The sequence below is a fragment of the Ideonella lacteola genome, from assembly GCF_038066555.1.
Taxonomy (GTDB): domain Bacteria; phylum Pseudomonadota; class Gammaproteobacteria; order Burkholderiales; family Burkholderiaceae_C; genus Ideonella; species Ideonella lacteola.
In genome coordinates this window covers 472865-497370 of the sequence record NZ_JBBUTG010000001.1, presented here as the reverse complement: position 1 = coordinate 497370, position 24506 = coordinate 472865, and the positions used below count along the sequence as shown (strand labels likewise).

The following is a 24506-nucleotide window of genomic DNA, read 5'->3' as shown; positions in this document are numbered from 1 at the left end:
CTCGATCGTCATTGGCCGCGGACCGTGCCTTCGCGGCGGCGGTCTGCACCGCCCACCCAGCCGCCAGGCACACGCATCAACACCTGTGAACCGCTCGTCAGATCCTGCTCGGCCACACGCTGACCGCGTGCCTGGAGCGCCTGGCGCGTCGCGGCTGGAAAACGCCCGGATTCCACGCGGGTGATGCCGTTGTCGTTGGCGAAGTTGGGCAGGTCCAGCGTGGCCTGCGGCGACAGACCCCAGGCCAGCGTGCCAAGCAAGGTCTTGGCGTTGTAGTGAATGATGGCCGAGCCACCGGGCGAACCCATCACCATCGTCAGCGGTTGATTCGCCGGCGCCTGCAGATCAAAGACCATCGTCGGGCTCATGCTGGACCTCGGCCGCTTGCCCGGCTGGACGCGGTTGGCCACCAGGCGGCCCTGCGCGTCACGCGGTACGAAAGAAAAATCGGTCAGCTCGTTGTTCAAGAGAAAGCCGCCCGGCAGGCCGGTGCCACCATCGCTCATCACCCGGCTGCCAAATGCGGCCTCGATGGTCGTCGTCATCGACACCGCGTGCCCGTCCGCATCGACGATGCTCACATGGCTGGTGCCGTGCTCCGGCTGGGCGGGCTGAGGCGCATAGCCGCTGGTCTTCACGGCCTCTGGCTGCCCGGCGGTGGCCACGCCCATGCTGCGTGCGTCGTCGATCAGGCGGGCTCTCTCAGCCAGGTAGCCCGCGTCGAGCAGGCTGCTCCAGCGGCCCGCCGGCGGCGAGACGAAATCGGGGTCGGCCACGTACTGCGCCCGGTCTGCAAAGGCCAGGCGCGCGGCCTCGCTGTAGCGGTGCAGGAAGGCAGCGCTCGGCAGGCCGTCCTGCAGTGCCGGCATGGGGGCCGGCATGGCCTCGAGCAGCCCCAGCATCTGCATCACCGCGATGTGCCCCGACGAGGGCGGCGGAAAGCCGCACACGCGGTAGCGCTGCCGCCAGACCGTGCACATCGGCTCTCGTTGCTTGGGCGCGTAGGTCTCCAGGTCTTCCAGGGCCAGCACGCCCGGGTTGATGGGGTGCTCGCGCACGCGGCGCACGATGTCCGCGGCAATGGGGCCTCGGTGCATGGCGCGGCTGCCCTCGTCGGCGACTTGACGCAAAACGGCCGCGAACGCCGGGTTGCGCACACGCTCGCCGGCAGCCAGCGGCGCGCCGCCCGGAGCATGGAAGAAATAGCCTGCGGCCTGACGGTCTTGCCGCAAAGCCTGGCCATCGGCGCTGGTCAACAGCCCAGCCAGGCGCGGCCCGACCACGAAGCCCTGCTCCGCCAGCGTGATGGCCGGCTGAAAGAGCTGGGCCCACGGCAGGCGCCCGTGCTGCCGGTGCGCCACCTCCAGCATGCGCAAGGCCCCGGGCGTGCCGACCGAGCGGCCCCCGGTCACCGCCGCGTCGAAAGGCATCGGCCGGCCTTGGGTGTCGAGGAACAGCGATTCGGTGGCTGCCGCCGGCGCGGTCTCACGGCCGTCCCAGGCCTGCAGGGTGCCACCGTCCCAATGCATCAGAAAGGCACCGCCCCCGAGACCGCTGGACTGCGGCTCGACCAGGGCGAGCACCAGTTGAACGGCAATGGCGGCGTCCAGCGCATTGCCACCGCGCCGCAGCATCTCGGCGCCCGCGTCGCTCGCGTCCGGGTTCGCGCTCGCCACCGCCCAGGTGGACCACCGCTGTGGTGCCACCTCGGCGGCCAGCCCCGTGGCGGCTTCGGGCGCGCGAGGCAGCTCCTCCGTTGCGGCCCCCGCCACCGGCCCGATCGGTGCCTGCGTACAAGCCGACAGACAACACGCGGCCAGCCAGCCCGGCCACGCCTTGCGCCACGCCGAGACGATGAGGTGGGGTGTCCGATGGTCCTCGCGGGCCCGCATGCCGTGTGCTCCGTCAGTCAGATGAAGCGGGCGATGATGCCATCGCGACTGGGCGTCACAGCACCATGCCCCCGGAGACTTCGAGACGCTGGCCCGTGACCCAGGCGCTGCCGGGTGACAGCAGCATCGCCACCGCAGCGCCGATGTCGTCGGGTTGGCCCACGCGGCCCAAGGTCGTCTGCGCGGCCAACGCCTGGTTCAACTCGGCGTTGTCGCGCACGGCGCCACCACCGAAGTCGGTCTCCACGGCACCCGGGGCGATCACGTTGACCGTGATGCGGCGCGACGCCAGTTCCTTCGCCATGTAGCGCGTCAGCACTTCAAGCCCCCCCTTCATCGCGGCATAGGCGCCATAACCCGGCACGGTGAAGCGGGTCAGCCCCGACGACACGTTGAGGATCCGGCCGCCTTCGGCGATCAGCGGTACCAGCTGGTGGGTCAGGAAGAAGACGCCTTTGAGGTGCACCTGGAACATCTGGTCAAAAAGAGCTTCGGTCGTGTCGTTGAGCAAGACATGTGCCCCCTCCCCCGCGTTGTTGACCAGCGCATCGAAGCGATCGCGGCCGAAGTGGCGCGGCAAGACGGCGCGAAGCTCGTCAACAAAGCGGCTGAACCCGGCGGTGGCAGACAGGTCCAGCGGCATGGCTACGGCGCGGCGGCCGAGCGATTCGATCTGCCGGACGACGTTCGCGGCCTCGTCGGCGCGAGACCGGTAGGTGAGCACGACGTCAAAGCCGGCGCGGGCCAGATGGACGGCGGCTGATCGGCCCAGGCCACGGCTGCCGCCGGTGACCAAGGCGATGGAGGCAGAAGCTTGGCCCGGGGCGGCGGCGGAAGAGAAGGTAGCGGTCATGGTGAGTGTCCTGTCGGGTACGGAGATCAGAAAAGGGTGAAAAGGTGTCGACGACCGTCACTCTATTGATCCGACCCAAGCAGATAAACTACCGCATCAAGATCAGATTGTTCTTTCCATAAGAACAAACCCGCCTTCGATCCGATGAACCTGCTTGAGCACCTTCACGCCTTCGTCCACGTCGCTGAGATGGGCAGCTTCACGCAGGCGGCCGAACGGATGGGTTGGCCCAAGGGCAAGGTGTCGACCACCATCCAGGCGCTGGAAAGCCACGTCGGCGCGCGTCTGCTGCATCGCACCACCCGAAAGGTGCAGTTGACGCAGGACGGCATCGCCTTTCACGAGCGCTGCCGAGACCTGCTGGCCGATGCCGACGAGCTGCAGACCTTCTTCCAGCGTCACGCGCCCGAGCTGCGTGGGCGCGTGCGCATCGACATGTCGACCGGGATAGCGCGCCACCTGGTCATGCCGCGGCTGCCCGAGTTTTTGCAACGCCACTCGCAGGTGGAGGTGGAGATCAGCAGCACCGACCGGCGGGTGGATGTGGTGCGCGAAGGCTTCGACTGCGTGGTGCGCGTCGGGCCCGTGGTCGACCAGGGTTTGATCGCCAGGCCGCTCGGGCGATTTCGCATGGTCAACTGCGCGAGCCCGTCCTATCTGGCCCGGTATGGCGCGCCCTCCAGCATCGACGACCTGGCACACCACCGCCTCGTCCACTACGTCAGCGTGCTGGGCGCCAAGCCGGATGGCTTCGAGCTGGCCGTGCCGGATGGCCACGCCGCACGGGTGTCGATGCCCGGCAGCGTGACGGTGAACAACGCCGAGGCCTATGTGGCGGCATGCCTGGCGGGTCTTGGCCTCATCCAGGCCCCCGAGCACGGGGTGAAAGAGCTGCTCAGCTCGGGACAACTGGTCGAGGTGCTACCAGCACACCGCGCCCCATCGCTGCCCGTGCACCTGCTGTATGCCAACCGGCGCCAAATGCCTCAGCGGGTGCGCGCGGTGATGGATTGGCTGGCAGAGGTGGTCACCCCGCAGCTTGAACCCTGGGCCTGAAGCGTCATCACGGCGCTTTGCCCCGTGAAGGCGTCATCACGGCGCTTTGCCCCGTGAACTTGATGACATCACCGGCAACGCGGCGTGAAGGTCGATCGCCGCAGCTGTCACACTTCACCTCGTGATCGACTTCGACCCGGCCACTTCAGGCACCGAACAGGCGAGCGATCGACGGTCAGAGCCAACGGGAGGGACCCACCATGAGGCGCAGCCTCACACTGTCAACACACGCCACCGCACTACGCCAAGCCGGCCTCGTTGCCGGCTGGGCCCTGGCCGCCGCTGCCCTCGTGTGGGCCGGTGGCGCCCATGCCGCGGCCACCGCTGCGGCCGCGCCGGCGGCCAAGGCCAAAGCCGCGTCCGACGGCTACACCACCGAGCCGGTGCCGTCGTGGGTGCAACCCGTGGCGCTCGACGCGGGCCTCATCTCGCTGTTGCCCCGATCACCGTTGTACGTGCTGCTGCACGACATGCAGACCCGCCTGGAGCGCAACGACCAGGTTCTCTTTGAGCGCATCGTTCGGCAGGTGAACGAGACCGGGGGCCTGGAGAACGCATCGCAGATCCAGATCAATTTCGACCCCAGCTACCAGCGCCTGGCCCTGCACAAGCTCGAGATCTGGCGCCAGGGCAGCCGCATCGACAAGCTGCCGACTCGCCGGGTGCAGATCCTTCAACGCGAATCGCAGCTCGAGCGCCAGATGGTCGACGGGCGTCGAACCGCATCGATCGTGCTGGACGATGTGCGAGTGGGCGACCGTGTCGAATTTGCCTACAGCCTGCGCGGCGCCAACCCGGTGTTCGAGGGCCGATTCGTCGACACCGAGCACACGGTGAGCTGGCGCGGGCCGACAGCGCTGGTGCGCTACCGTCTGCTGGCACCCACCGGGCGCGACATTCGGCTGCGCGCCGACCCGGCCCGGCACGAGGTGAGCTCGACCGAGCAGGCCGGCTGGCGTGAAACGGTAGTCAAGCGGGTGAATGCGCCGCAGTTCCAGCAAGACAACTATGTGCCCGCCTCGTACTACCTGCCGGACCAGGTGCAATTCAGCGAGTTCGCCGACTGGGCCGACGTGGCCCGCTGGGGCGCGCGGGCGTTCGGCGTGATCAGCCAGGCGCCCAGCCCAGCGGTGCAAGCCGAGGCCGCGCGCCTGGCGCAGGCGGGCAGCGACGACCCGGTCGAGCGGGTGCGCCGGACGCTCGACTTCGTCCAGAAAGAGGTGCGCTATTTCGGCACCGAGATGGGCGCCAATTCGCACCGGCCCGCCGAGCCCGACCAGGTGCTGAAGCAGCGCTTTGGCGACTGCAAGGACAAGACCACCTTGCTCGTCTCGCTGTTGAAGGCGCAGGGCATTTCGGCCACGCCGGTGCTGGTGTCCACCTACCTGCGTGGCGATGTCGACGCCATGCTGCCAAGCCCGCTGGCCTTCGACCATGTGATCGCCAAGGTCGACGTGGCCGGTGGCCTGCTGCTCGACGGCACCCGCGCCCGCCAGACCGGCCCCTTGCCTGAGCGCGTCTCGCGCGGCCTCGGCTGGGGCCTGGCCACCGATGCCAGCGCCACGGCGTTGACCGCCCTGCCCGATTCGCGCGAGAGCGTGCACGTGGAAAGCGAAGACCGGGTGGTCTTCGAGCGCATCGCCGACGATCCCACACTCATCGCCCAGATGACCTACCAGGGCGACTTCGCGGAGAGCCTGCGCTACTCGCTGGATGCACAACCCGCGGCCGAGGTAGAAAAGCAGTTCTCTGCCGAGGTGGTGCGCCACTATCCGCGTGCCGAGCTGATCGAGCCGATGGCCATTGATGAGGTCGAGGGGCACAACGCGGTGCGCGTGCGGATGAAGTTCAAGCTGCCGGACTATCTGCGCCTGCAAGACGGCAAGCAGCTGGTGGGCGACTACGGGCTGGCCAGCGTGATGAACGAATTGCGCCTGCCCGACCAGGCGCCGCGCAAGACGCCGATGCGCCTGGGCATGCTGGGCATCTACCGCCACGCGGTCGAGTTCAAGTTCCCCGAAGAAGTGTTCAGCCGCGACGAGCGCACCCCCTTCGATCATCTGGGCGCGGCCTTCGAGCTGCACACCCTGGTGGATGGCAAACGCGACTCGGCCCGCATCTCCAGCGAGTTGAAGCTGCTGCGTGATCGCGTCGAGGCGGCCGACTGGGTGGCGCACCGTGACCTGCTGGTCAAGCTGTGGCCCCGCCTGTCGGGCACCGTCGGCGTGTCCACCATCAGCCAGAAGCAAGGGGCCGACCTGCTGGCCAAGATCAGGGCGGCGGACGAATCGGCGCGACGCGGCGCCACCAAGCCGGGCACCGAGGTCCAACAAACCGCGCAGCTGAAGCTGTGGATGTTGCAGTCGCAGCTCGACGGTGGACGGCTTCCTCGCAAGCCCCGCGCGCAGGTGCTCGTCGAGCGTGGGATGCAGCAGGATCACCTCGGCCAGGTCGGCGACGCCAACCAGAGCTTCAAGGACGCCCTGGGCCTGGACGCCGACAACGCCGATGCGCACGCCGGCCTGTCGGTCAATGCGCTGCTGCGGGGCGATGATGAGGGCGCCATCACGCACGCGTCGCAGGCCCTCAAGCTCTCGCCCACCGATGCCGGGCCGCGTTACACCCGGGCCTTCGCCCACTACTACGCCGGGCGCACCGATGCCGCGCGCGACGAGCTGCTGGAGATCCTGAAGAGCCGAAGCGAGATCGAGCGCAGCTACGCCACGCTGTGGCTGCACCTGGTGACCCGCAAGCTGGGCGGCGATGCCGCGCAGGTCACCAAGCCGTATCTGCCGGCGGACAGCAAGCCGGCTTGGCCGTATCCGGTGGTCAAGCTCTTCAACGGCAGCGGCACGCTGGACGAGGCATTGGCCGCGGCCCGCGCCGACAAGCAGGCGGCCGACGGGCGCCTGTGCGAGCTGTACTTCTTCCTGGGCCAGCAGCAATTGCTCAGCGGCCAGACGCAGGCCGCACGAGAGTGGTTCCAGAAGGCCGTCGACACCCGGGTGCGTGAATTCACCGAGTACGCACTGGCGCAGCGCGAGTTGCAGGCCATGGCCGCCCGCTGACGCCACCGCACTTCAGCGCCCCCATCAGCGCCCCATCTGCGCCCCCCACAATGAAAACGCCGGCAACTGCCGGCGTTTTTACTTGTGGCGACAACGGCTGCCGGTCAGTGCAGCGGCACGCCGGTCTTGGCCTGCACTTCCTCGCGGGTCACGCCTTCGGCCAGCTCCACCAGCTTCAAGCCTTGTGGCGTCACATCCATCACCGCCAGGTCGGTGATGATGCGGTTGACCACGCCGAGACCCGTCAACGGCAGCGTGCACTTCGGGATGATCTTCAGGTCGGTGGTGCCGTCTTTCTTGGTCGCCACGTGCTCCATCAGCACGATCACCCGGCCCACGCCGGCCACCAGGTCCATCGCACCGCCCATACCCTTGACCATCTTGCCGGGGATCATCCAGTTGGCCAGGTCGCCGTGCTCGCTGACCTGCATCGCCCCCAGGATGGCCAGGTTGATCTTGCCGCCGCGGATCATGCCGAAGCTGTCCGCACTGCTGAAGATGGACGAGCCCGGCAGCGTCGTCACCGTCTGCTTGCCGGCGTTGATCATGTCCGGATCGACTTCGTCCTCGGTCGGGAAAGGGCCGATGCCCAGCAGGCCGTTCTCGCTTTGCAGCCACACCTCCATGCCCGCGGGCACATGGTTGGCGACGAGGGTGGGCAGGCCGATGCCCAGGTTCACATAGAAGCCGTCCTGCAGTTCCTTCGCAGCGCGGGCGGCCATTTCATCGCGGGTCCATGCCATGTCGTGGTCTCCTTCAGGCGGCCTTGCGGACGGTACGTTGTTCGATGCGCTTTTCCGGCGTGGCGTTCAGCACGATGCGGTGCACGAAGATGCCGGGCAAGTGGATCTGGTCCGGGTCCAGCTCACCGGTCTCGACGATCTTCTCGACCTCGACCACGGTGATCTTGCCGGCCTGCGCCACGTTCGGGTTGAAGTTGCGCGCCGTGCGGCGGAACACCAGGTTGCCGCTCTTGTCGGCGATGTGCGCCTTCACCAGCGACACCTCGGGCGTCAGCGCACGTTCCATCACATAGGTGTGGCCGTCGAATTCGCGGGTTTCCTTGCCCTCGGCCACGATGGTGCCGACACCGGTCTTGGTGAAGAAGGCCGGGATGCCGGCACCGCCTGCACGCAGCTTCTCGGCCAGCGTGCCCTGCGGCGTGAACTCCAGCTCCAGCTCGCCCGAAAGGTACTGGCGCTCGAACTCCTTGTTCTCGCCCACGTAGCTCGAGATCATCTTCTTGATCTGCCGGGTGGCCAGCAGCTTGCCGAGGCCAAAACCATCGACGCCGGCGTTGTTCGAGATCACCGTCAGGCCTTTGACGCCGCTGGCCTGCAGCGCATCGATCAGCGCCTCGGGAATGCCGCAGAGGCCGAAGCCGCCGACAGCCATCAACTGGCCGTCCTTGACGATGCCTTCCAGCGCCGCGGCGGCGCTCGGGTAAACCTTGTTCATGTCTTTCCAGTCTCCGGGCTTGTTCGGATGGGCACGAAGGGTACTACGTAACACATTAAGTAGTCGTTACGTAGATTTGACTAAAGGCGTGTCCGAGAGATGACTGATTCGACTTCCCCGGTCGGCGTGGCCGAACTGCAAAGCCTGCTGGCCACGATGTTCGCCCCCTGGGTGCAAGAGCTGGACCTGGTGGTGCGGGCTGTGGAGCCCGATGGCGTGATGCTGGCGCTGCCGGTGGGGGCCCGCCACGTGCATGGCGGCGGCGTGCTCTGCGGCCAGACGCTGATGGCGGCGGCCGATACGGCGATGGTGCTGGCCGTCAGCGCGCACCTCGGGGGCTTCAGGCCCATGACCACCGTGCAGCTGCAGACCAGCTTCATGCGCCCCGTGCCCAAGGATGTGGGTGAGGTCACCGTGGTGGCCCGAGTGCTGAAACCGGGCCGCCAGCTGTATTTCGGCGAGATCGAATGCCTGCTGCCCGACGGCAAGCTGGCCACCCACGCCACCACCACCTACGCCCTGCTGTGACCGCCGCGCCGCCGCCCATCGATCTGGACTACCGCACCGCCTTCGATCTGGCGCCGATCGGCATGATCCTGTCGCGCCGTCGCCTGGTGGTCGACTGCAATCGGCGCGTACTGGAAATGTTCCGCGCCCAGGCCGATCAGCTGATCGGCCGCTCGTTCGAAGCGTTGTACCCCAGCACCGATGAGTACGAGCGCACTGGCGAGCGCATCGTGGCCAGCCTCGACGCCGACGGCTTCTACGCCGACGATCGGGTGATGAAGCGCATGGACGGTGAACTCTTCTGGTGCCATGTGTCCGGCCGGGCGCTCGACGCGGCCGACCCACACGCCGCCGGCATCTGGAGCTTTGAAGACCTCTCGGCCCGCCGTGTGCTGAAAGTCGACTTCACCCCCCGCGAGCGCGAGATCGCCGCGCTGCTGATCGACGGCGCCACCAGCAAGCAAATCGGCAAGAAGCTGTCCATCAGCCCTCGAACGGTGGATGTCTACCGGGCGCGGCTGATGCGCAAGGTGGGGGCCAGCACCACCCCAGAGTTGGTGCATCGACTGCTCGGCGGCTGACGCCTTGACACGCTAAGCAGCCTCAATGACCAAAGACACCCCCTAAGTCGACCTGAGCAAGGCTGAGGCCGCAAGCCGCCTTCACCACAATCCGTCTTCCATAGCAAATCCAGGGAAGACAGTGAAACCCATTCGAAACTTGCTGGCGGCATCGGCATGGATGCTTCTGCAGGCATTGCCTTCGGCGGCCTGCGCGGCCAACTACTACGTTGCATCCAATGGCACGCCCGACAACAGCGGCCCCGGCACGAAACAACAGCCCTGGGGCAACCTTTCCAAAGTCTTCAGCGACCACATACTTCGTGGCGGCGATGTCGTGACCGTGCTCGACACTTACGTCGTCACCCAGCGCATCAAAATCGTCGAGAACCCCGGCGCCAGCATCACGCTTCGAGGCGAACCCAGGGTTCAGGGCGGTGAATACAAATTGGACTGCCGGGTGCAGCGGGCCCGCCCGGAAGACCCCACGCCGGACTGCATTTCGATCGAGGGATCCAGCCGGATCAGGCTGTCGGGTCTGACGATCGATGGCGCGGGCACCCCGGACGGCAGCCTGATCCACATTCAGGCAGGCAGCCGCGACATTCAGGTGTCAGGCAACCGACTGCGCAACGGCAAGGTGTACGCCGTGCATGTCGAAGGCCGGCGCAACACCGACCTGAGTGTCGTCGTCGACAACAACGACATCCGCGACAACGTCAACACCGCCGTGTACGTGATGCTGGGCAACACGGTGTCCATCTCCGGCAACGCCATCCAGAACGTCACCAACGGGGACGGCATCGTCGTCGTCGAAACCGTCGGCGCGACGATCGCCGGCAACACAGTCAAATCCGTGCGCAAGGTCACGGCGGACGGCAAAGGCAAAGATGGGATCAAGGCCAGGCCTTCGGAAAACCTGACCATCGAACGCAACTGGGTGGAAGACATTGCAGGCTCGGCCATCTACCTGGCGGGCCCCTACAACTGGGCCGTGCGCACTCGCCACGCCAATGTGAAGGTGCTCGACAACACCGTCACCAAGGCCGTCATGCTCAACGAATACACCGGTACGCCTCGATGCCAGGGCTTCGGCTGGCCATCTGCACTGAACGTCAGCCAGACAGACGGAGTGCTCATTCAAGGCAATCACGTCTTTCAGAACTTTGGCGAGGGCATCACGCTCAACGACGCCACTCGCGGAACGCTCGTGCAGAACAACTCGCACGACAACTTCGGCGTCAACCTCTACCTGAACAACGCGTCTAACAGCACCGTTGATCGCAACCAAGCCATCAACGATCCAGCGTTGACGGCCTTCTACCGCTGCGGCGCGCCAGCAGGTGGAATCGGGCTGGCCAACGAGAAAGCAGAGTACGACAACTACAAGCCTCTGTCCGCATTGAGCATCAGCAACAACCTGGCGATCAATGGACGCTTCGGCATCAACTTCTATTGGGAGCCCACGGACCACTACCAGCCAATCGACAAGACCGGGCTGCAGAACGTCAACATTCTGAACAACACCGTCTACCGAACTTGGGAGAACGCGCTGGCCATCGTCGACACGCGCAATCACCTGGGCAACGCCATTCAAAGCAATATCTGGGTTTCCCGCGACTCGACTTGGCCGGTGGCCAAAGTGCCAACCGTCGGGTTCGATTGCATGTCCAACCTCTGGTGGGCGTCGACGGCTGTGCCATCAAGCTGCGTGCACCCGAGCGACATCTTCGCCGATCCGCAGTTTGTCCATGCGGGGGGCGCCGCGACTGCCGACTACCAACTCACCTCCGGATCACCGGCGATCGACGTCGCCGGGTACACCGTCCCCGTGCCATTCGTCTGGCACGACTTTTTCGGCAACAAGCGAGCGCTGGGGGCATGGGACATGGGAGCCCACGAGCTCAAGAAGTAGTCTTCCGGACTGGTTTGCGACTTGGGTGGCGGGATCGATGGCCAAATTGCGCGGTCATTTCGTCAACCCTCCCCGGACCGGCCCCCAGCGGGATGGACAGTCTCACGCATTGACGTCGGTGTCGACGCCGGAGCTGGTCCATCGCCTGCTGACGAGTTGAACGGCCGTGGGCGCTGGGCTGCGTCCAACCCCATCAACGGCCGCAGCCATCGCGCGTGCCGGGCCAGCCGCCATGCAACCCAGCACGCCAGCAAGGTCGAAGCCACCAGCACGGCGGCTTCCAGCGGCTGCGGCCAGGCGAGGGGCGCGATCAGGTGGCCGACAGCCACTGTCACCGTCTGGTGGACGATGTAAGCCGGGAACACCGCCTCGCTCAGCCTCGCGCGCCACGGGTGATCTCGCCCGGCCAGGTGCCGACGCGCGAAGCCGAGCAGCGCCAGGATCGGCGCCCACTGGCGCACGCCGTTCAACGCGCGCGCCGCGGTGAGCGCAACGGGCCCTGGCTCGTCCCCCGCGACGAGCCAGCCTTCGACCAGCAGCGTTGCGATCACCGCGGCGGCCAGTGCCCACCAACGTAGGCGCTGCGCCGCAGCCCACGCGCCGCGCGCATCGGACCGATCGCCGAAGCCTACGAAACCCAGCACGAACATCGTGGCGTAGACCACGTGCATGTAGGCATCGTGCAGCAGGTCGTGGGTGGTGGGGAATCGTTCCAACAGCAGCACCCGTGCCAGCGCGAAGAAGACCATCGGCAGCCACAGCCACCGCCCGCCCCTGGCCAACCCGCGCACCGCGGCGTCGATCCTCTTCGACAAGGCACCACCGTCGCGCCACACCAGCGCCCACATCACGGTGTAGACCCAGAGGTAGGGCAGGAACCACAGGTGATTCCAGGTCGGCAGCTTCAGGCAATCGTCACCCCGGCAGAAGCCACCATAACCCTGGTAGTACAAGCCGAGAAAGTCCAGATAGCTGCCGCGGTAGCCCACCTTCTCGACGACTTCCAGCCAGGCCTGCGGTGGCACCACGACCGCCATGCCGAACAGCAGCGGCCACAGCAGACGCCGGCTGCGTGAAGCCGCAAAGGGCCGGCCACCGGCCGCCATGAGCGCGGTCGCGGCACCCGAGATCACGAACAGAAGTGACATGCGCCAAGGGCTCACCAGGCGCATCCACGGCTCCAGCGCAGTGACGATCCGTGGCGATTTCACATGCCAGTCCCAGCTGACATAGAACATGCCGCAGTGGTAGAGGATGAGCAGCCCGAAGGCGCCGATGCGCAGCCAGTCCAGCTCGGTCAGACGTGGGGAAGACGAAGTCGATGTCGATGGCATGAAGGCCCGGGCAAGTCGAACAAGACCTGCAGCGTGAGGGCCCCGAAGCGCGGTGGGTTCGGAATGTGACGAGCCGCTCGCCCCCGGGGACGAGCCGCGGACCGCCCGGCGCCAGCCGTGGCTACACTGCGGCCCCCATGCAAGCCCGCGACGACCTGCTCCAGCGCTATCTGGCCCACCGGCGTGCGATCGAGGTGACGGGCTGGTGCCTGCTGTTCACCCTGCAGATCGCCGCCAACAGCCTGACGCTCGCAGTCGACGTGCGGCGACTCGCGCTGCCTTTCGAGCCCTGGGAATGGATCACCTGGGAAGCGAGCAGCAACTTGGCATGGCTGGTGCTCGTGCCGGCCGTCGCCTGGGTGTTGCAGCTCCGCCCGCTTTACCTGGGCGTGTTGCGGGCCCACCTGCCCTGGCACCTGGCGGCCAGCCTGGGGATCAGCCTGCTGCACGTGCTGGCAATGGTGGGGCTGCGCAAGCTCGTCTACCGGGCTCAGGGCGCTGTCTACGACTTCGGCCATTGGCCCACCGAGCTGGCCTACGAGGCGCTCAAGGATGTGCGCAGCTACAGCCTGATCGTCGGCATCATGCTGGGCTACCGATTGCTGCTCTGGCGGTGGCAGGGTGAAGCGTCGGTGCTGCAGGCGCCAGACGATGACGAGAGAACCGAGCCTGGCACTTCAGCAAGTGCCCAACCAGCCGCTTCGCTGTCCGTGCCTGCGCTTGAGCTACCGAACGGGCCACCGAATGAGCAACCAAATGGGCCAACCACCGACCCGTCCCTTCAAAGCGCCGACCAAGAGCCCGGCATCCCGGAAGCCGTGGCCGCCGCCCCTCCCGAGCGCTTTCTCATCAAGAAGCTGGGCAAGGAGTTTCTGCTGCCCACCGAAGAGATCGAATGGGTGCAGGCCTGCGGCAACTATGTGAACCTGCATCGCCGGCAGCATGACTACCCGTTGCGATCGACGCTCGCGACGATGGAGCGCCGACTGCAGGCGCACGGCTTTGTTCGCGTGCACCGCAGCTACCTCGCCAACCTGGCGATGGTCGCGGTGATCGAGCCGACCGAATCGGGCGACGCGCGCCTGAGGATGGCCGATGGCACCAGCACCTTGCCTTGCAGCCGCACCTACCTCGACGCGCTGCGTGAACGCCTGCGCGGCTGAGCGTCGTCACCCGTGCGGGCCGCACGCACGCCCACGACACCAGCAGCTCAGGCGATGAGGGCCCGAAGCCAATCAGGCACCGGCACCGATTTGCCTGCCGGGAAATCGACCCACACCGTGGTTGCGCCGCCTTCGGCATAGATGACACCCGGCTGGTCGGTGCGCTCCATCGTGATGAAGGTGTCGAAGCTGGTACGGCCCAGGTTGGCCACGTAGTGCCGCGCCAGGACGTCGCCGGGAAATTCGAGCTGCTTGATGAAGTTGCAGAACGCGTTGACGATGACCGGCCCCTGCGCGGCCGGATCGGGCGCGCCGCCCACCGAATGCAGCCACTGCACCCGGATGATCTCCAGGTAGCGAAAGTAGACGGTGTTGTTGACATGACCCATCGCATCCATGTCGCCCCATCGAATGGGGATCACCATCTCGTAGGTCAGCTTCTTCTCGGCAGGCAGTTCGAACCGCATCGTCTAGGCTCTCCGTTTCACTGGACTGGGCGCCTCAGTTCAAGCCCAGCTCTGCCTTGACGGCCGCCAGGTCGGCCCGCAGCGACGCCAGCTCTTCCGACAGGCGGCTCACCTCGCCTCGCAAGGCGGCCACCTCACCGGCGGCGACACCGCCGCCATCTGCCCCTACGCCACCCGACGCGGCGGAAGGTTGCACCGGCTCGCCGCACAACAGGTGCGCCCAGCGTGCTTCACGCTCGCCCGGCGCGCGAGCCAGTTTCACGACACGCGCCGGCTGCTTGGTCGACAACTCGTCGAGGAAGCCCTCGACCGACGAGATGTCGGCAAAACGGTGCAGGCGCTCGCTGTTCAGGCGCAGCTCCGCAGAGGTTTGCGGACCACGCAGCATCAACACGGCCAGCAGGGCCACCGACTGGCTGGGCACGCCGAGCACCCGGCCCAGGTTGTGTTCGTAGCGTGCGACGCGGCTGCCACTGACCTCGAAGATCAGGTGCAGGTGCTTGAGGCTGTCGACAGCCACCAGCAGATCGGCCTCGCTGGCCTCCATCACCGGGGCGCGGGCCGTCTTCTGATTGCAGCCCGACTGCAGTGCGTTCAGCGACAGCGGGTAGGTGTCGGGCACGGTGTGCTGCTTCTCGACCAGCACACCGAGCACCCGCGCTTCCAGGGGGGTCAGGGTTCTCAACTCCATCGTCAGCGCGCCTTCAGACCCCGAAACCATCGTCGGCCTGGATGACGGCGCCGTTGACGAAATGGCTTTCCTTCGCGCAGAGCGAGAGCAGCATCAGGTCCAGGTCTTCGGGCTTGCCGATGCGCTTGCGCGGCAGCATCTGCACCAGCTTCTGGCCGGCATCCGTCTGCCAGTGGTGGTGGTTGATCTCGGTATCGATGTAGCCCGGGCAGATGCAGTTGACGTTGATGTCATAGCGCCCCCATTCGAGCGCCATGGCGCGCGTCATGTGGATGACCGAGGCCTTGCTCATCGCGTAGACACCGATCTGGCTCAGCACGCGTACGCCGGCCATCGAGGCGATGTTGACGATGCGGCCGCCGGTGAAGGTGCCCGGCGCGGCACCGCGGGCCCGGGCCACCATGCGCTTGCCCACTTCCTGCGCGACGAAGAAGGCGCCGCGCACGTTGGTGTCCATCACGTAGTCGAAGTCTTCGGGGGTGACCTCCAGCAGCTTCTGGGTGGTGCTCACACCGGCGTTGTTGATCAGGATGTCGAGCGTGCCCACTTCGGTCTCCGCATGGGCGACACCGGCCCGGATGCTGACCGGATCGCTCACATCCATGGCGACGACGTGGGCATCACCGCCCGCGCCTTCGATTTCGGCACGCAGCGTCTTCAGGCGCTCGACACGGCGTGCGGACAGCACCACCGCGGCGCCCGCCTTGGCCAGGGTGCGGGCAAACTGCGCCCCCAGCCCGCTGGAAGCGCCGGTGATCAGGGCAACGCGGCCGGACAGATCGATGTTGTAGCTCATGGTCGTTGGCGCGCAGCGCGTTCGGCAAAGGGAAGCAAAAAGAGTAGCACGCGCAGCCCGGCGCGCACGTGTCGCCAGCGCAAGGCATGCGCGCCTTTCGCGCCCGGCCGGCTGCGGCATGCAGACCACACAGGAAAAGCACGACCGTTCTATTTTGAGCGGCAGCCTATAGAATGCGCCTCGCTTTGCCTGGGCCCGACCGCCTGGGCGCGGCCGCGTCGCCCGGTGGGCGGCCCCTTCGGCCCGCCCGGCCCAGCCGCTGTACCCACTCGAAAGACCACCCATGACCGCCCCCGACCTGCTCGCCCAATACGGCCCCCGCGAATCGATGGAGTACGACGTGGTGATCGTCGGCGGCGGCCCTGCCGGCCTCGCCACGGCCATCCGCCTGAAACAGCTGGCCGCCGAGAAGGGTGGCGAGGTCAATGTCGTGGTGCTGGAAAAGGGCTCTGAGCCGGGCGCGCACATTCTCTCGGGCGCGGTGATGGACCCGCGCGCGATGAACGAGTTGATCCCGAACTGGAAAGAGCTCGGCGCTCCGCTGAACCAACCGGTCACGGGCGACGACATCCTTTTCCTGAATGAAAACGGCGCCACGCGCACCCCGGATTGGCTGGTGCCCCGCACGCTGCACAACCATGGCTGCTATGTCATCTCGTTGAGCAACGTGGTGAAGTGGATGGCCCAGCACGCCGAATCGCTCGGCGTCGAGATCTTCCCCGGCTTCTCGGCCGCCGAAGTGCTGTACGACGACCAGGGGCGCGTGCGCGGCGTGGCCACCGGGGACATGGGCATCGGCAAGGACGGCCAGCCTCACGACGGTTTCCAGCTCGGCATGGAGTTGGTGGGCAAGTACACGATCTTCGCCGAGGGCGCGCGCGGGCACCTGGGCAAGCAGTTGCTGGCCAAGTACAAGCTGGCTGATGGCAAGGATCCGCAAAGCTTCGCCATCGGCATCAAAGAGCTGTGGGAGATCCCGGCCGAGAAGGCCAAGCCGGGCCTGGTGGTGCACACCGCCGGCTGGCCGATGACCGATGCCTTCGGCGGTGGCTTCCTCTACCACCTCGAAGGCAACCAGGTCACGCTCGGCTTCGTGATCGGGCTCGACTACGGCAACCCGTACCTCAGCCCCTTCGAGGAAATGCAGCGCTGGAAGACGCACCCTGCGGTTCGCGCGCACATCGAAGGTGGCAAGCGCATCGGCTACGGCGCCCGCGCCATCAACAACGGTACGCCGCAGGCGTTGCCGAAGACCGTCTTCCCCGGCGGCGCGCTGATCGGCTGCGACGCGGGCTACCTCAACGCCGCGCGCATCAAGGGCAGCCACGCGGCCATCAAGAGCGGCATGCTCTGTGCCGACGCGCTGTTCGACGCCCTGAAGGCCGGCCGCAGCGCCGACGAGCTGAGTGCCTATCCCGAAGCCTTCGAAAAGAGCTGGCTGAACGAAGAACTGCAGCAGACGCGCAACTTCAAGCTCTGGTTCAAGAAGGGCCACCTGGTCGGCAACCTGATGACCGGCATCGAGCAGTGGCTGCTGCCGAAGCTCGGCGTGCAAAGCCCGCCGTGGACGCTGCACGCGACCAAGGCCGACCACGAGTACCTGAAGCCGGCCGACCAGTGCACGCCCATCAGCTATCCCAAGCCGGACGGCAAGCTGAGCTTCGATCGACTGTCGTCGGTGTTCATCAGCAACACCAACCACGAAGAAAACCAACCGGCCCACTTGACGCTGAAAAATGACAGCGTGCCGGTGTCGGTCAACCTCGCCAAGTTCGCCGGCCCCGAAAGCCGTTACTGCCCGGCCGGCGTGTACGAGTTCGTGAAGTCCGACGACGGCAAGGACCGCTTGCAGATCAATGCGCAGAACTGCGTGCACTGCAAGACCTGCGACATCAAGGACCCGACCCAGAACATCGTCTGGATCACGCCGGAAGGCGGCGGCGGCCCGAACTACGCCGGCATGTGACCGCCCAGGCCGTCGCGCTCCAGACCTGGCTGTCCGAACGCTACGGCCTGCACGTCGTGCGGGCGCGCTGCATCGCGCGGCTGGATTGCGAGATCTACCGAGTCTCGCTGCGTGACCGGGCCGACCTGGCGCTTCGCATCTACCCGCCCCGGGTGAGCGACGAAGTCGCCATCACCGACGAAGTGACTTGGCTGTCGGCCCTCGGGGCCGAAGGCCTCCACGTGCCCACCCCCTTCCCGGCGATGGATGGCGGCCTGGTGCAGACCTGGCTCGATGGCCGTGCCGCCGTGGTGCTGAGCTGGGTCCACGGCCGCCTGTTGGACAAAGCCTTGCGCCCAGTGCATCTCGAACGGGTCGGCCGCCTGGCCGGCGCGATGCACCGCATCAGCGAGCAGTTGCAAGCCCAAGGCCGGCTGGCCGGCACCCGGCTGGGCGACGGCCCCGATCTCGATGCCTGGGCAGACGGCACGCGCCCCCCTCACCCCCACTTTCCGGCCTCGGCACAACGCCAGGTGCAATCGGCAGCACGACGCCTTCGGGACGAACTGGCCGGCTTTCCCCGAGACGCCCGCAGCTGGGGCTTCATCCACGCCGACCTCCACCCCTGGAACCTGCTGTTCGCGGGCACGGCCGCCGGGGCGATCGATTTCAGCGAGTGCGGCCGCGGCCACCACGCGCTGGATCTGGCGGCGGTGCTGCAGTACCTCAAGCATCCGGTGGTCGGCAACCACGACCACGCACCGATGTACCTTCGTCACCGCGCCGCCTTGCTCGAAGGTTATGCGCGCGAACGCCCCCTGCCCGCCCACATCGACCAGCAGCTGGACGCCTACATCGAGGTGCGGATGATCAACACCATCGAATGGGTGCTGGATTGCTGGCCCACGCTGGACGAGCGCCCCTGGGGCCGGGCCTTTCTTCAGCGCACGGCAGAGTTCTTCCGCGACCGCGGCTGAGAGGCATTCCCGGCGCAGCGCACTGGCGCGGCCTGTCAAGATGGCGGACCGGGCAGCCGTTCGGCACGACCGATCGCTGCGCCGCCCACCCACCAACACCCCCAGGGACTGACGATGACCTCTTGGCTGACCGCCGCCACCGAGTACCTGCCGCAATGGATCGAGCACCAGATGCGGATGACCGAGCAGCCGGGCTGCACTGTGGCCGTGGCCCACCGCGGCCAGTTGATCTACGAGGGCGCGTTCGGACACGCTCGCCTGGCCGAGCCCCCGGCGGCGCCAGCCAAGCTGACCCCGCAGCACCGCTTCCGCGTGGCCTCGCACAGCAAGAGCTTCACCGCGGCGGCCATCATGAAGCTGCGCGAAATGGAACAGCTTCGGCTCGACGACCCCGTCGGGCGTTTCGTCGAAGGCTTGCACCCGGGCGTGGCGGAGACCACGTTGACCCAGTTGCTGTCGCACAGCGCCGGCCTCATCCGCGACGGCATCGATGCCAGCCAGTGGCAAGACCGGCGCCCCTTCCTCGATGAGCAGGGCCTGCGGGACGACCTGGCCAACGGCACGACGATCGAGCCCAACACCCGCTTCAAGTACTCGAACCACGGCTACGGCCTGCTCGGGCTGGTCATCGAGGCCGTCACCGGTGAGCCCTACGCCGATTGGATGGCTCGCGAGATCGTGGCAGACGCCGGCTTGCCGCACACCGTGCCGGACATGCCGGTCGAAGGCATCTCCGCCCCCTTCGCATCGGGGCACAGCAGCAAGTTGCCGCTGGGCCGCCGGCTGGTGGTTCCGGCCACCAACCCCACGAACGCACTGGCCGCGGCCACGGGCTTTGTCAGTACCGCCGGCGACCTGGCCCTCTTCTTCGGCAGCCTCTCGCCCACGGCCAAGCGCAGCGTGCTCACGGTCGAGAGCCGGCGCGAGATGGTCCGGCGGCAATGGAAGGATGCCTACGGCACGGTCGAGCGTTGGTACGGCCTGGGCACGATCTCGGGCAAGCTGGGCGACTGGGAATGGTTCGGCCACTCGGGCGGCTTCCAGGGCACCATCACCCGCACCTGCTGTGTGCCCGAGCAGGATCTGACCGTCTCGGTGTTGACCAACGCCGCCGATGGCCCGGCGCAACCCTGGCTCGATGGCGCGCTGCACATCCTGCAGGCCTTTGCCAAGCATGGCGCGCCCAGCCGCCGCACCGCCCATTGGCGGGGCCGCTACTGGAGCCTGTGGGGGGCTTTCGACCTGGTGCCCGTCGGCGACCGGGTGCTCGTCGCCACCCCGGCCTGGCCCAACCCGATGCTGGATGCCTCGCAGATCGAGCCCCAAGGCCGGCAGCGCAACGGCATCGACCAGGGCCTGATCACCCTGGCCGGCGGCTTCGCCAACCATGGCGAAACCGCACGCATCGCGCAGGACGCGCGCGGCCGCATCAGCGAGGTGTGGATTGGCGGCACGCGCCTGGTGAGCGAGGCGCGCGCCGCCAAAGAGCTGAAAGCGCGCTACGGCTGAGCAGGGCCGCCACCGCGGCGGCCCCGATCACTCGCTCGATTCGCCGAGCGTGACCGTCTGCTTGCGCGTCTGTCCGCCGCGCCACAGCGTGAGCGTCACCTTGTCACCGGGCCGGAACCGCTCGATCACGTTGAGCAGGTCGTCCAGGTCGGCCACGGTCTCGTCATTGACCGCGGTGATCACGTCGCCCTGCACCACCCGGCCATCGCGCCCGCGTCGGAAGGCTTCGATGCCCGCCCGCTGCGCCGGCCCGCCCGGCGTGACGCCCACCAGGGCCACCCCCGTCGGCAGATCGAGCGACCGGGCCAAGGACGCCGGACCGCTGCTGATGCCCAGCGCCGGGCGCACCATGCGGCCATCGCGGATCAGCCGCGGCACGATGCGGTTGACCTCGTCGACCGGGATGGCGAAGCCGATACCCGAGCTGGCGCCCGAGGGGCTGTAGATCGCGGTGGTCACGCCGATCAGCCGCCCGGCCGAATCGAGCAGCGGGCCGCCCGAGTTGCCGGGGTTGATGGCAGCGTCCGTCTGGATCACACCGCGGATCGTGCGGCGGGTCGCAGATTCGATCTCGCGGCCCAGCGCACTGACGATGCCGGTGGTGAGCGTCTGGTCCAGCCCAAAGGGGTTGCCGATGGCGAACACGCGCTGACCCACCTGCAGATCCTTGCTGGTGCCGATGGGCAGCGCCGGCAGGCGCGCCTTGGCCGCGTCGATGCGCAACACCGCCAGGTCGCGGTCGGGAAACGCCCCCACCAGCTCGGCCCGGTAGCTCGTCTGGTCGGCCAGCGTCACGCGAGCAGCGCTGGCGCCCTGGATCACGTGGAAGTTGGTGACGATGTGGCCGCGCTCATCCCACACGAAGCCGGTGCCGGTGCCGCGCGGCACCTGCTGAACATTCATCGAAAAGAAGTCGCGTTCGACCGTCAGCGCGGTGATGTTCACCACCGAGGGCGAGGCCGACTTGAAGATGGCGATGTTGTTCTGCTCATCGCCGGACAGCGGCCCGCGAGGCGCCACCGCACGCGGCGCGGCATCGGCCTTGGCCTTGGCCACCGCCTGGGGCAGGTTCACCAGCCCGACGCTGGCGGCCACAACGGCCAACGCCGCCGCGGCCCAAAGACCACGGCGGCGTTGCCGCCCTTCGTTGGAGGGCACCGTCATCGGCGACCCTCCGGTGGGTGCCCGCCCGGCTGGGCGGCGGCGTCCACCATGCCGAGGCGGGCGCGACGCATCAGCCCACCTGCACCGTCACACGGCGGGGCTGGGCATGCTCCTGCTTGGGGATGCGCAGGTTCAGCACGCCATCCTTCAGGTTGGCTTCGATGCGGCTCGCATCCAGCTCGCGGCTGAGCGTGAAAGCACGGCGGTAGCGCGGCACCCGCAGCTCGACATACGCCGGCTGCAGCCCGGCCGGGGTCGTCGTGGAGACGGCGCCCTCGATCGTCAGCGTCTCGCCATCGACCTTGATGTCGAGCTGATCGCGCGGCACGCCCGGCAGATCGGCCAGCAGCGTGATGCCGCGCTCGTCTTCATAGACATCCACGCGGGGCAGCAGGGCCCGGGTGTCGGCACCACGCTCGGCGGGGTTGGGCGCGGCGGTGGTCTTTTGCAGTTCGGTGGTGTTGCTCATGATGGATTCCTTTCGTCGGCGTGGGCGTCGATCACTGCACGGTGATGCGCTTGGGTTGCGCCTCTTCACGGCGCGCGATGCTCACGTTCAGCACACCGTCGCGGTAGGTGGCGTTGACGCGGCTGGCATCCACATCGTCGGGCAGGTTGACGGCCCGCTTGAAAGTGCCGCTGGCACGCTCGTGGTTGTAGACACTGGTCTTCGCATCGCCCCGCGGCAGCGACGACGGCCGCTCGCCCGAGATCGTCAACACCCCACGATCGATCACGACATCCACCTTGCTGGCATCGATGCCCGGCGCGAACGCATACACCTCGACGCTGGTGGGCGTCTGGCCCACGTTGATGGCGGGGAAGGCGCCAGGCGCCACCGAACGGATGCTGCTGGGCATGCCGCTGCCGCCGAAGACATCGTCCAATTCACGGCGCAGGCGCTCGAATTCGCCGAGCACGCCGCCGGGGAAGCTCCAAAGGGTTTCGTACATGATGGCTGCTCCTTTCAGGGGTGAAACCGCGGCGCCCGGGAAGTTCACTTCAGCGCCGCATGCACCCGAGTTAGGGGCAGGTTTTTCGACTTCAAGAGCCGATTTTTCAAGCCCGCGGATCGGGCCCGGGGCCATCGGCCAGATGGTTGCGATAGATCAAACCGCAGCGCCCCCACGCGGCCCGCCCCTCAGGTGCCGATCACCCCGCCATCCAGCTTGGTGATCACCACCGTGGCCGAGCGCGGCCGGCCGCCGTCCGGCCATTTGGAGTAACGGCTCGGCTGGGCCGGATCGCTGCGCTCGGACGGCGACTCCCCCGGATGCTGGATGTTGACGAACATCGTGCGCAGGTCGCTGGCCATCGCGATGCCGGTCACCTCGCAACCCGTCGGCCCGAGCAAGAACCGACGGATCTGGCCTTTCGGGTCGGTGGGGTCGCAAGCGAGCATCTGGTTGTTGGGCAAACGGCTGTATTCGCCCTGCCCCATCACCGATGACGAGGCATCGGTCTGGATCCACAACACCCCGCGCGGGTCCACCCACAACCCGTCGGGGCTGCCGAAGTAATCGCCGCGGATGTTGCCCCGCGCTCCCTCGCGCTCTTGGGCCGGATCGCCCGCCAGCACCAGGTGATCCCAGCTGAAAGCGGTGCCGTCGAGGTCACCGTCTTCCTTCCAGCGGATGATCTGGCCCATGGTGTTGGGCGCGCGGGGGTTGGCGGCGTCGGGGCCGGGGCGATCGGGCTTGCCCCGGTCGGTGTTGTTGGTCAGCGTGCAGTAGACCTGCCCGGTGGCCATGTCCACCGTCGTCCACTCGGGGCGGTCCATCTTCGTGGCCCCCAGCGCATCGGCGGCCTGGCGCGATTTGATGAGCACCTCGCCCTGGTCGGCAAAGCCGGCGGCCGCCGTCAACGGGCCCTGGCCGTGCACCATGGGCAGCCACACCCCTCGGCCACCCGCATCGAAGCGCGCCACGTACAAGGTGCCATGGTCCAGCAGCTCACGGTTGGCGGCCAAACCACCCGGCTTCATCGCATCGCGGCTGACGAACTTGTAGATGTATTCGAAGCGGGCGTCCTCGCCCATGTAGACCACCGCCTTGCCCGAGCGCGTCAACGCCGTGGCCGCGCCTTCGTGGGCGGCGCGTCCGAGTGCGGTGCGCTTGACCGGCACGCTGGTCGGGTCCATCGGGTCGATCTCGACCACCCAGCCGAAGCGGTTGAACTCGTTGGGGTGGCGGGTGGCGTCGAAGCGCTCGTCGGCCTCGTGCCAGCGGAAGTAGCTGCCGCTGCCTTTCCTCAATCCCCAGCGTTTCTGGTGCGCATCGGGTTGCTCGGGGCCCTCGAAGTAGCCGGCCCAGTTTTCTTCGCAGGTCAGGTAGGTGCCCCACGGCGTCTGGCCATTGGCGCAGTTGTTGAAGGTGCCGAGCACCTGGGTGCCGGCCGGATCGGCGGCCGTCTTCATCATCGCGTGGCCGGCGGCGGGGCCGGCGATGCGCATCGGTGTGCGCGCGGTGATGCGCCGGGCATAACGCGACGGTGTCACCGTCTGCCAACCGGTCTGCGTCTTCTCCACTTCGATGACCGACACGCCGTGCGCGGCCATCGACTTGTAGGCCTTCTCCGCACTCCAGGTCTTGACGCCATCGGGGTGCAGCAGCCCATCGTCGACGTACTCGTGGTTCATCGCCAGCACGCCTCGACGTGCGCCGCCATCGAGCGGGAAGAACGCCATGCCGTCGTGGTGCATGCCGGCCTGCAGCGCTTGCTCAGCGGCGGTATTCGAGGCGTCGGGCTTGAAAGCCGGCATCTGCCCGGCCACGCCCACCGGATCGCCCCATCGATAGAGCACCTGGGCACGGTAGCCTTCTGGCACCACCACGGTGTCGGTGGCGGCCATGGCCACGCCTTTGAAGCCGATCGAGCGGCCGAGGGCCGGCGCAGCCGAATTCGCGGACGGCGTGGCGGCGCAGGCCGTCAACACCGCCGGGCCGAACAGGCTGCCCGTGGCCGCCGCCAAGCCGCCACGCAACCAGACGCGGCGGGCCGGATCGGACACCTCATGGATGCTCAGGTTGGCGCTGCGGTTCGAATCTTCCATCTCGCTGAAACTCTTGGCCATGCGGTGGCTCCTGCCCGGTGATAGGTGATCGGAACGGTGCGGCGAAGCGGCCTGCAAGGCGCCGCCACGCCCTACGGC

21 protein-coding genes are annotated in these 24506 nt (G+C 67.3%); 9 read left to right on the top strand and 12 right to left on the bottom strand.

Going from position 1 to position 24506, the window contains the following annotated elements; genetic code table 11:
- Positions 1-8: 8 nt before the first annotated feature.
- Positions 9-1892, bottom strand: coding sequence for a gamma-glutamyltransferase family protein (locus AACH06_RS02075; RefSeq protein WP_341423931.1), 1884 nt, complete (start codon positions 1890-1892; stop codon positions 9-11).
- 55 nt (positions 1893-1947) lie between these two features.
- Positions 1948-2745, bottom strand: coding sequence for an SDR family NAD(P)-dependent oxidoreductase (locus tag AACH06_RS02070; protein WP_341423930.1), 798 nt, complete (start codon positions 2743-2745; stop codon positions 1948-1950).
- Positions 2746-2889: 144 nt separating this feature from the next.
- Here AACH06_RS02070 and AACH06_RS02065 point away from each other — a divergent pair, with 144 nt between their 5' ends.
- Both AACH06_RS02065 and AACH06_RS02060 read left to right on the top strand, forming a co-directional pair.
- On the top strand, positions 2890-3801 hold the full coding sequence (locus AACH06_RS02065; RefSeq protein WP_341423929.1) for a LysR family transcriptional regulator: 912 nt from the start codon (positions 2890-2892) through the stop codon (positions 3799-3801).
- Positions 3802-4001: 200 nt separating this feature from the next.
- Entirely contained in the window at positions 4002-6869 is a 2868-nt protein-coding gene (locus tag AACH06_RS02060) for a DUF3857 domain-containing protein (RefSeq protein WP_341423928.1), read from the top strand.
- Positions 6870-6973: 104 nt separating this feature from the next.
- Here the strand turns inward: AACH06_RS02060 and AACH06_RS02055 are convergent, their stop codons facing one another.
- The gene (locus tag AACH06_RS02055; protein WP_341423927.1) at positions 6974-7612 is read right to left on the bottom strand and encodes a CoA transferase subunit B; all 639 of its coding nucleotides are present in this window, start codon (positions 7610-7612) and stop codon (positions 6974-6976) included.
- A gap of 13 nt (positions 7613-7625) precedes the next feature.
- The gene (locus AACH06_RS02050) at positions 7626-8327 is read right to left on the bottom strand and encodes a CoA transferase subunit A (protein WP_341423926.1); all 702 of its coding nucleotides are present in this window, start codon (positions 8325-8327) and stop codon (positions 7626-7628) included.
- 99 nt (positions 8328-8426) lie between these two features.
- On the opposite strand from AACH06_RS02050, the gene AACH06_RS02045 reads away from it, so the two are divergent.
- The 3 genes from AACH06_RS02045 to AACH06_RS02035 all read left to right on the top strand — a co-directional run bounded on the left by AACH06_RS02045 (position 8427) and on the right by AACH06_RS02035 (position 11309).
- Positions 8427-8855 carry a PaaI family thioesterase gene (locus AACH06_RS02045; RefSeq protein WP_341423925.1) on the top strand — a complete coding sequence of 143 codons (429 nt, stop codon included), beginning with the start codon at positions 8427-8429 and terminating at the stop codon, positions 8853-8855.
- Positions 8856-8872: 17 nt separating this feature from the next.
- Entirely contained in the window at positions 8873-9415 is a 543-nt protein-coding gene (locus tag AACH06_RS02040) for a LuxR C-terminal-related transcriptional regulator (protein ID WP_341424220.1), read from the top strand.
- A gap of 121 nt (positions 9416-9536) precedes the next feature.
- Positions 9537-11309, top strand: coding sequence for a right-handed parallel beta-helix repeat-containing protein (locus AACH06_RS02035; protein WP_341423924.1), 1773 nt, complete (start codon positions 9537-9539; stop codon positions 11307-11309).
- Between the two features lie 62 nt (positions 11310-11371).
- Here the strand turns inward: AACH06_RS02035 and AACH06_RS02030 are convergent, their stop codons facing one another.
- Positions 11372-12643, bottom strand: coding sequence for an acyltransferase family protein (locus tag AACH06_RS02030; RefSeq protein ID WP_341423923.1), 1272 nt, complete (start codon positions 12641-12643; stop codon positions 11372-11374).
- 137 nt (positions 12644-12780) lie between these two features.
- Here AACH06_RS02030 and AACH06_RS02025 point away from each other — a divergent pair, with 137 nt between their 5' ends.
- Entirely contained in the window at positions 12781-13806 is a 1026-nt protein-coding gene (locus AACH06_RS02025) for a LytTR family DNA-binding domain-containing protein (RefSeq protein ID WP_341423922.1), read from the top strand.
- A 47-nt stretch (positions 13807-13853) separates the two neighbouring features.
- Here the strand turns inward: AACH06_RS02025 and AACH06_RS02020 are convergent, their stop codons facing one another.
- The 3 genes from AACH06_RS02020 to AACH06_RS02010 are packed head-to-tail and all read right to left on the bottom strand — an operon-like array spanning position 13854 to position 15760.
- A complete protein-coding gene (locus AACH06_RS02020; protein ID WP_341423921.1) occupies positions 13854-14273 on the bottom strand; it encodes an acyl-CoA thioesterase in 420 nt (139 codons plus the stop codon).
- Positions 14274-14307: 34 nt separating this feature from the next.
- Positions 14308-14964, bottom strand: coding sequence for a YceH family protein (locus tag AACH06_RS02015; protein WP_341423920.1), 657 nt, complete (start codon positions 14962-14964; stop codon positions 14308-14310).
- A 13-nt stretch (positions 14965-14977) separates the two neighbouring features.
- On the bottom strand, positions 14978-15760 hold the full coding sequence (locus AACH06_RS02010) for an SDR family oxidoreductase (RefSeq protein ID WP_341423919.1): 783 nt from the start codon (positions 15758-15760) through the stop codon (positions 14978-14980).
- A 283-nt stretch (positions 15761-16043) separates the two neighbouring features.
- Between AACH06_RS02010 and AACH06_RS02005 the strand changes: the two genes are divergently transcribed.
- The 3 genes from AACH06_RS02005 to AACH06_RS01995 all read left to right on the top strand — a co-directional run bounded on the left by AACH06_RS02005 (position 16044) and on the right by AACH06_RS01995 (position 20191).
- Positions 16044-17726, top strand: a complete 1683-nt coding sequence (locus AACH06_RS02005) for an electron transfer flavoprotein-ubiquinone oxidoreductase (protein WP_341423918.1) — start codon at positions 16044-16046, stop codon at positions 17724-17726.
- Complete coding sequence (locus AACH06_RS02000) at positions 17723-18682, top strand: phosphotransferase enzyme family protein (protein ID WP_341423917.1); 960 nt, start codon at positions 17723-17725, stop codon at positions 18680-18682. Before AACH06_RS02005 ends, AACH06_RS02000 begins: the two co-directional genes overlap by 4 nt.
- A gap of 114 nt (positions 18683-18796) precedes the next feature.
- Positions 18797-20191: a serine hydrolase domain-containing protein gene (locus AACH06_RS01995; protein ID WP_341423916.1), complete on the top strand. Its 1395-nt coding sequence runs from the start codon at positions 18797-18799 to the stop codon at positions 20189-20191.
- 27 nt (positions 20192-20218) lie between these two features.
- Here the strand turns inward: AACH06_RS01995 and AACH06_RS01990 are convergent, their stop codons facing one another.
- The 4 genes from AACH06_RS01990 to AACH06_RS01975 form a co-directional block, all read right to left on the bottom strand.
- Complete coding sequence (locus AACH06_RS01990; protein WP_341423915.1) at positions 20219-21355, bottom strand: S1C family serine protease; 1137 nt, start codon at positions 21353-21355, stop codon at positions 20219-20221.
- 70 nt (positions 21356-21425) lie between these two features.
- On the bottom strand, positions 21426-21824 hold the full coding sequence (locus AACH06_RS01985; protein WP_341423914.1) for an Hsp20/alpha crystallin family protein: 399 nt from the start codon (positions 21822-21824) through the stop codon (positions 21426-21428).
- A 31-nt stretch (positions 21825-21855) separates the two neighbouring features.
- Positions 21856-22308 carry an Hsp20/alpha crystallin family protein gene (locus AACH06_RS01980; RefSeq protein WP_341423913.1) on the bottom strand — a complete coding sequence of 151 codons (453 nt, stop codon included), beginning with the start codon at positions 22306-22308 and terminating at the stop codon, positions 21856-21858.
- 188 nt (positions 22309-22496) lie between these two features.
- Positions 22497-24428: a PhoX family protein gene (locus tag AACH06_RS01975; RefSeq protein ID WP_341423912.1), complete on the bottom strand. Its 1932-nt coding sequence runs from the start codon at positions 24426-24428 to the stop codon at positions 22497-22499.
- Positions 24429-24506 lie beyond the last annotated feature (78 nt).

Coding starts and splice junctions, on each gene's coding strand:
- AACH06_RS02075 (WP_341423931.1), bottom strand. CDS start 1,892: ATGCGGGCCCGCGAGGACCATCGGACACCCCACCTCATCGTCTCGGCG.
- AACH06_RS02070 (WP_341423930.1), bottom strand. CDS start 2,745: ATGACCGCTACCTTCTCTTCCGCCGCCGCCCCGGGCCAAGCTTCTGCC.
- AACH06_RS02065 (WP_341423929.1), top strand. CDS start 2,890: ATGAACCTGCTTGAGCACCTTCACGCCTTCGTCCACGTCGCTGAGATG.
- AACH06_RS02060 (WP_341423928.1), top strand. CDS start 4,002: ATGAGGCGCAGCCTCACACTGTCAACACACGCCACCGCACTACGCCAA.
- AACH06_RS02055 (WP_341423927.1), bottom strand. CDS start 7,612: ATGGCATGGACCCGCGATGAAATGGCCGCCCGCGCTGCGAAGGAACTG.
- AACH06_RS02050 (WP_341423926.1), bottom strand. CDS start 8,327: ATGAACAAGGTTTACCCGAGCGCCGCCGCGGCGCTGGAAGGCATCGTC.
- AACH06_RS02045 (WP_341423925.1), top strand. CDS start 8,427: ATGACTGATTCGACTTCCCCGGTCGGCGTGGCCGAACTGCAAAGCCTG.
- AACH06_RS02030 (WP_341423923.1), bottom strand. CDS start 12,643: ATGCCATCGACATCGACTTCGTCTTCCCCACGTCTGACCGAGCTGGAC.
- AACH06_RS02025 (WP_341423922.1), top strand. CDS start 12,781: ATGCAAGCCCGCGACGACCTGCTCCAGCGCTATCTGGCCCACCGGCGT.
- AACH06_RS02020 (WP_341423921.1), bottom strand. CDS start 14,273: ATGCGGTTCGAACTGCCTGCCGAGAAGAAGCTGACCTACGAGATGGTG.
- AACH06_RS02015 (WP_341423920.1), bottom strand. CDS start 14,964: ATGGAGTTGAGAACCCTGACCCCCCTGGAAGCGCGGGTGCTCGGTGTG.
- AACH06_RS02010 (WP_341423919.1), bottom strand. CDS start 15,760: ATGAGCTACAACATCGATCTGTCCGGCCGCGTTGCCCTGATCACCGGC.
- AACH06_RS02005 (WP_341423918.1), top strand. CDS start 16,044: ATGACCGCCCCCGACCTGCTCGCCCAATACGGCCCCCGCGAATCGATG.
- AACH06_RS01995 (WP_341423916.1), top strand. CDS start 18,797: ATGACCTCTTGGCTGACCGCCGCCACCGAGTACCTGCCGCAATGGATC.
- AACH06_RS01990 (WP_341423915.1), bottom strand. CDS start 21,355: ATGACGGTGCCCTCCAACGAAGGGCGGCAACGCCGCCGTGGTCTTTGG.
- AACH06_RS01985 (WP_341423914.1), bottom strand. CDS start 21,824: ATGAGCAACACCACCGAACTGCAAAAGACCACCGCCGCGCCCAACCCC.
- AACH06_RS01980 (WP_341423913.1), bottom strand. CDS start 22,308: ATGTACGAAACCCTTTGGAGCTTCCCCGGCGGCGTGCTCGGCGAATTC.
- AACH06_RS01975 (WP_341423912.1), bottom strand. CDS start 24,428: ATGGCCAAGAGTTTCAGCGAGATGGAAGATTCGAACCGCAGCGCCAAC.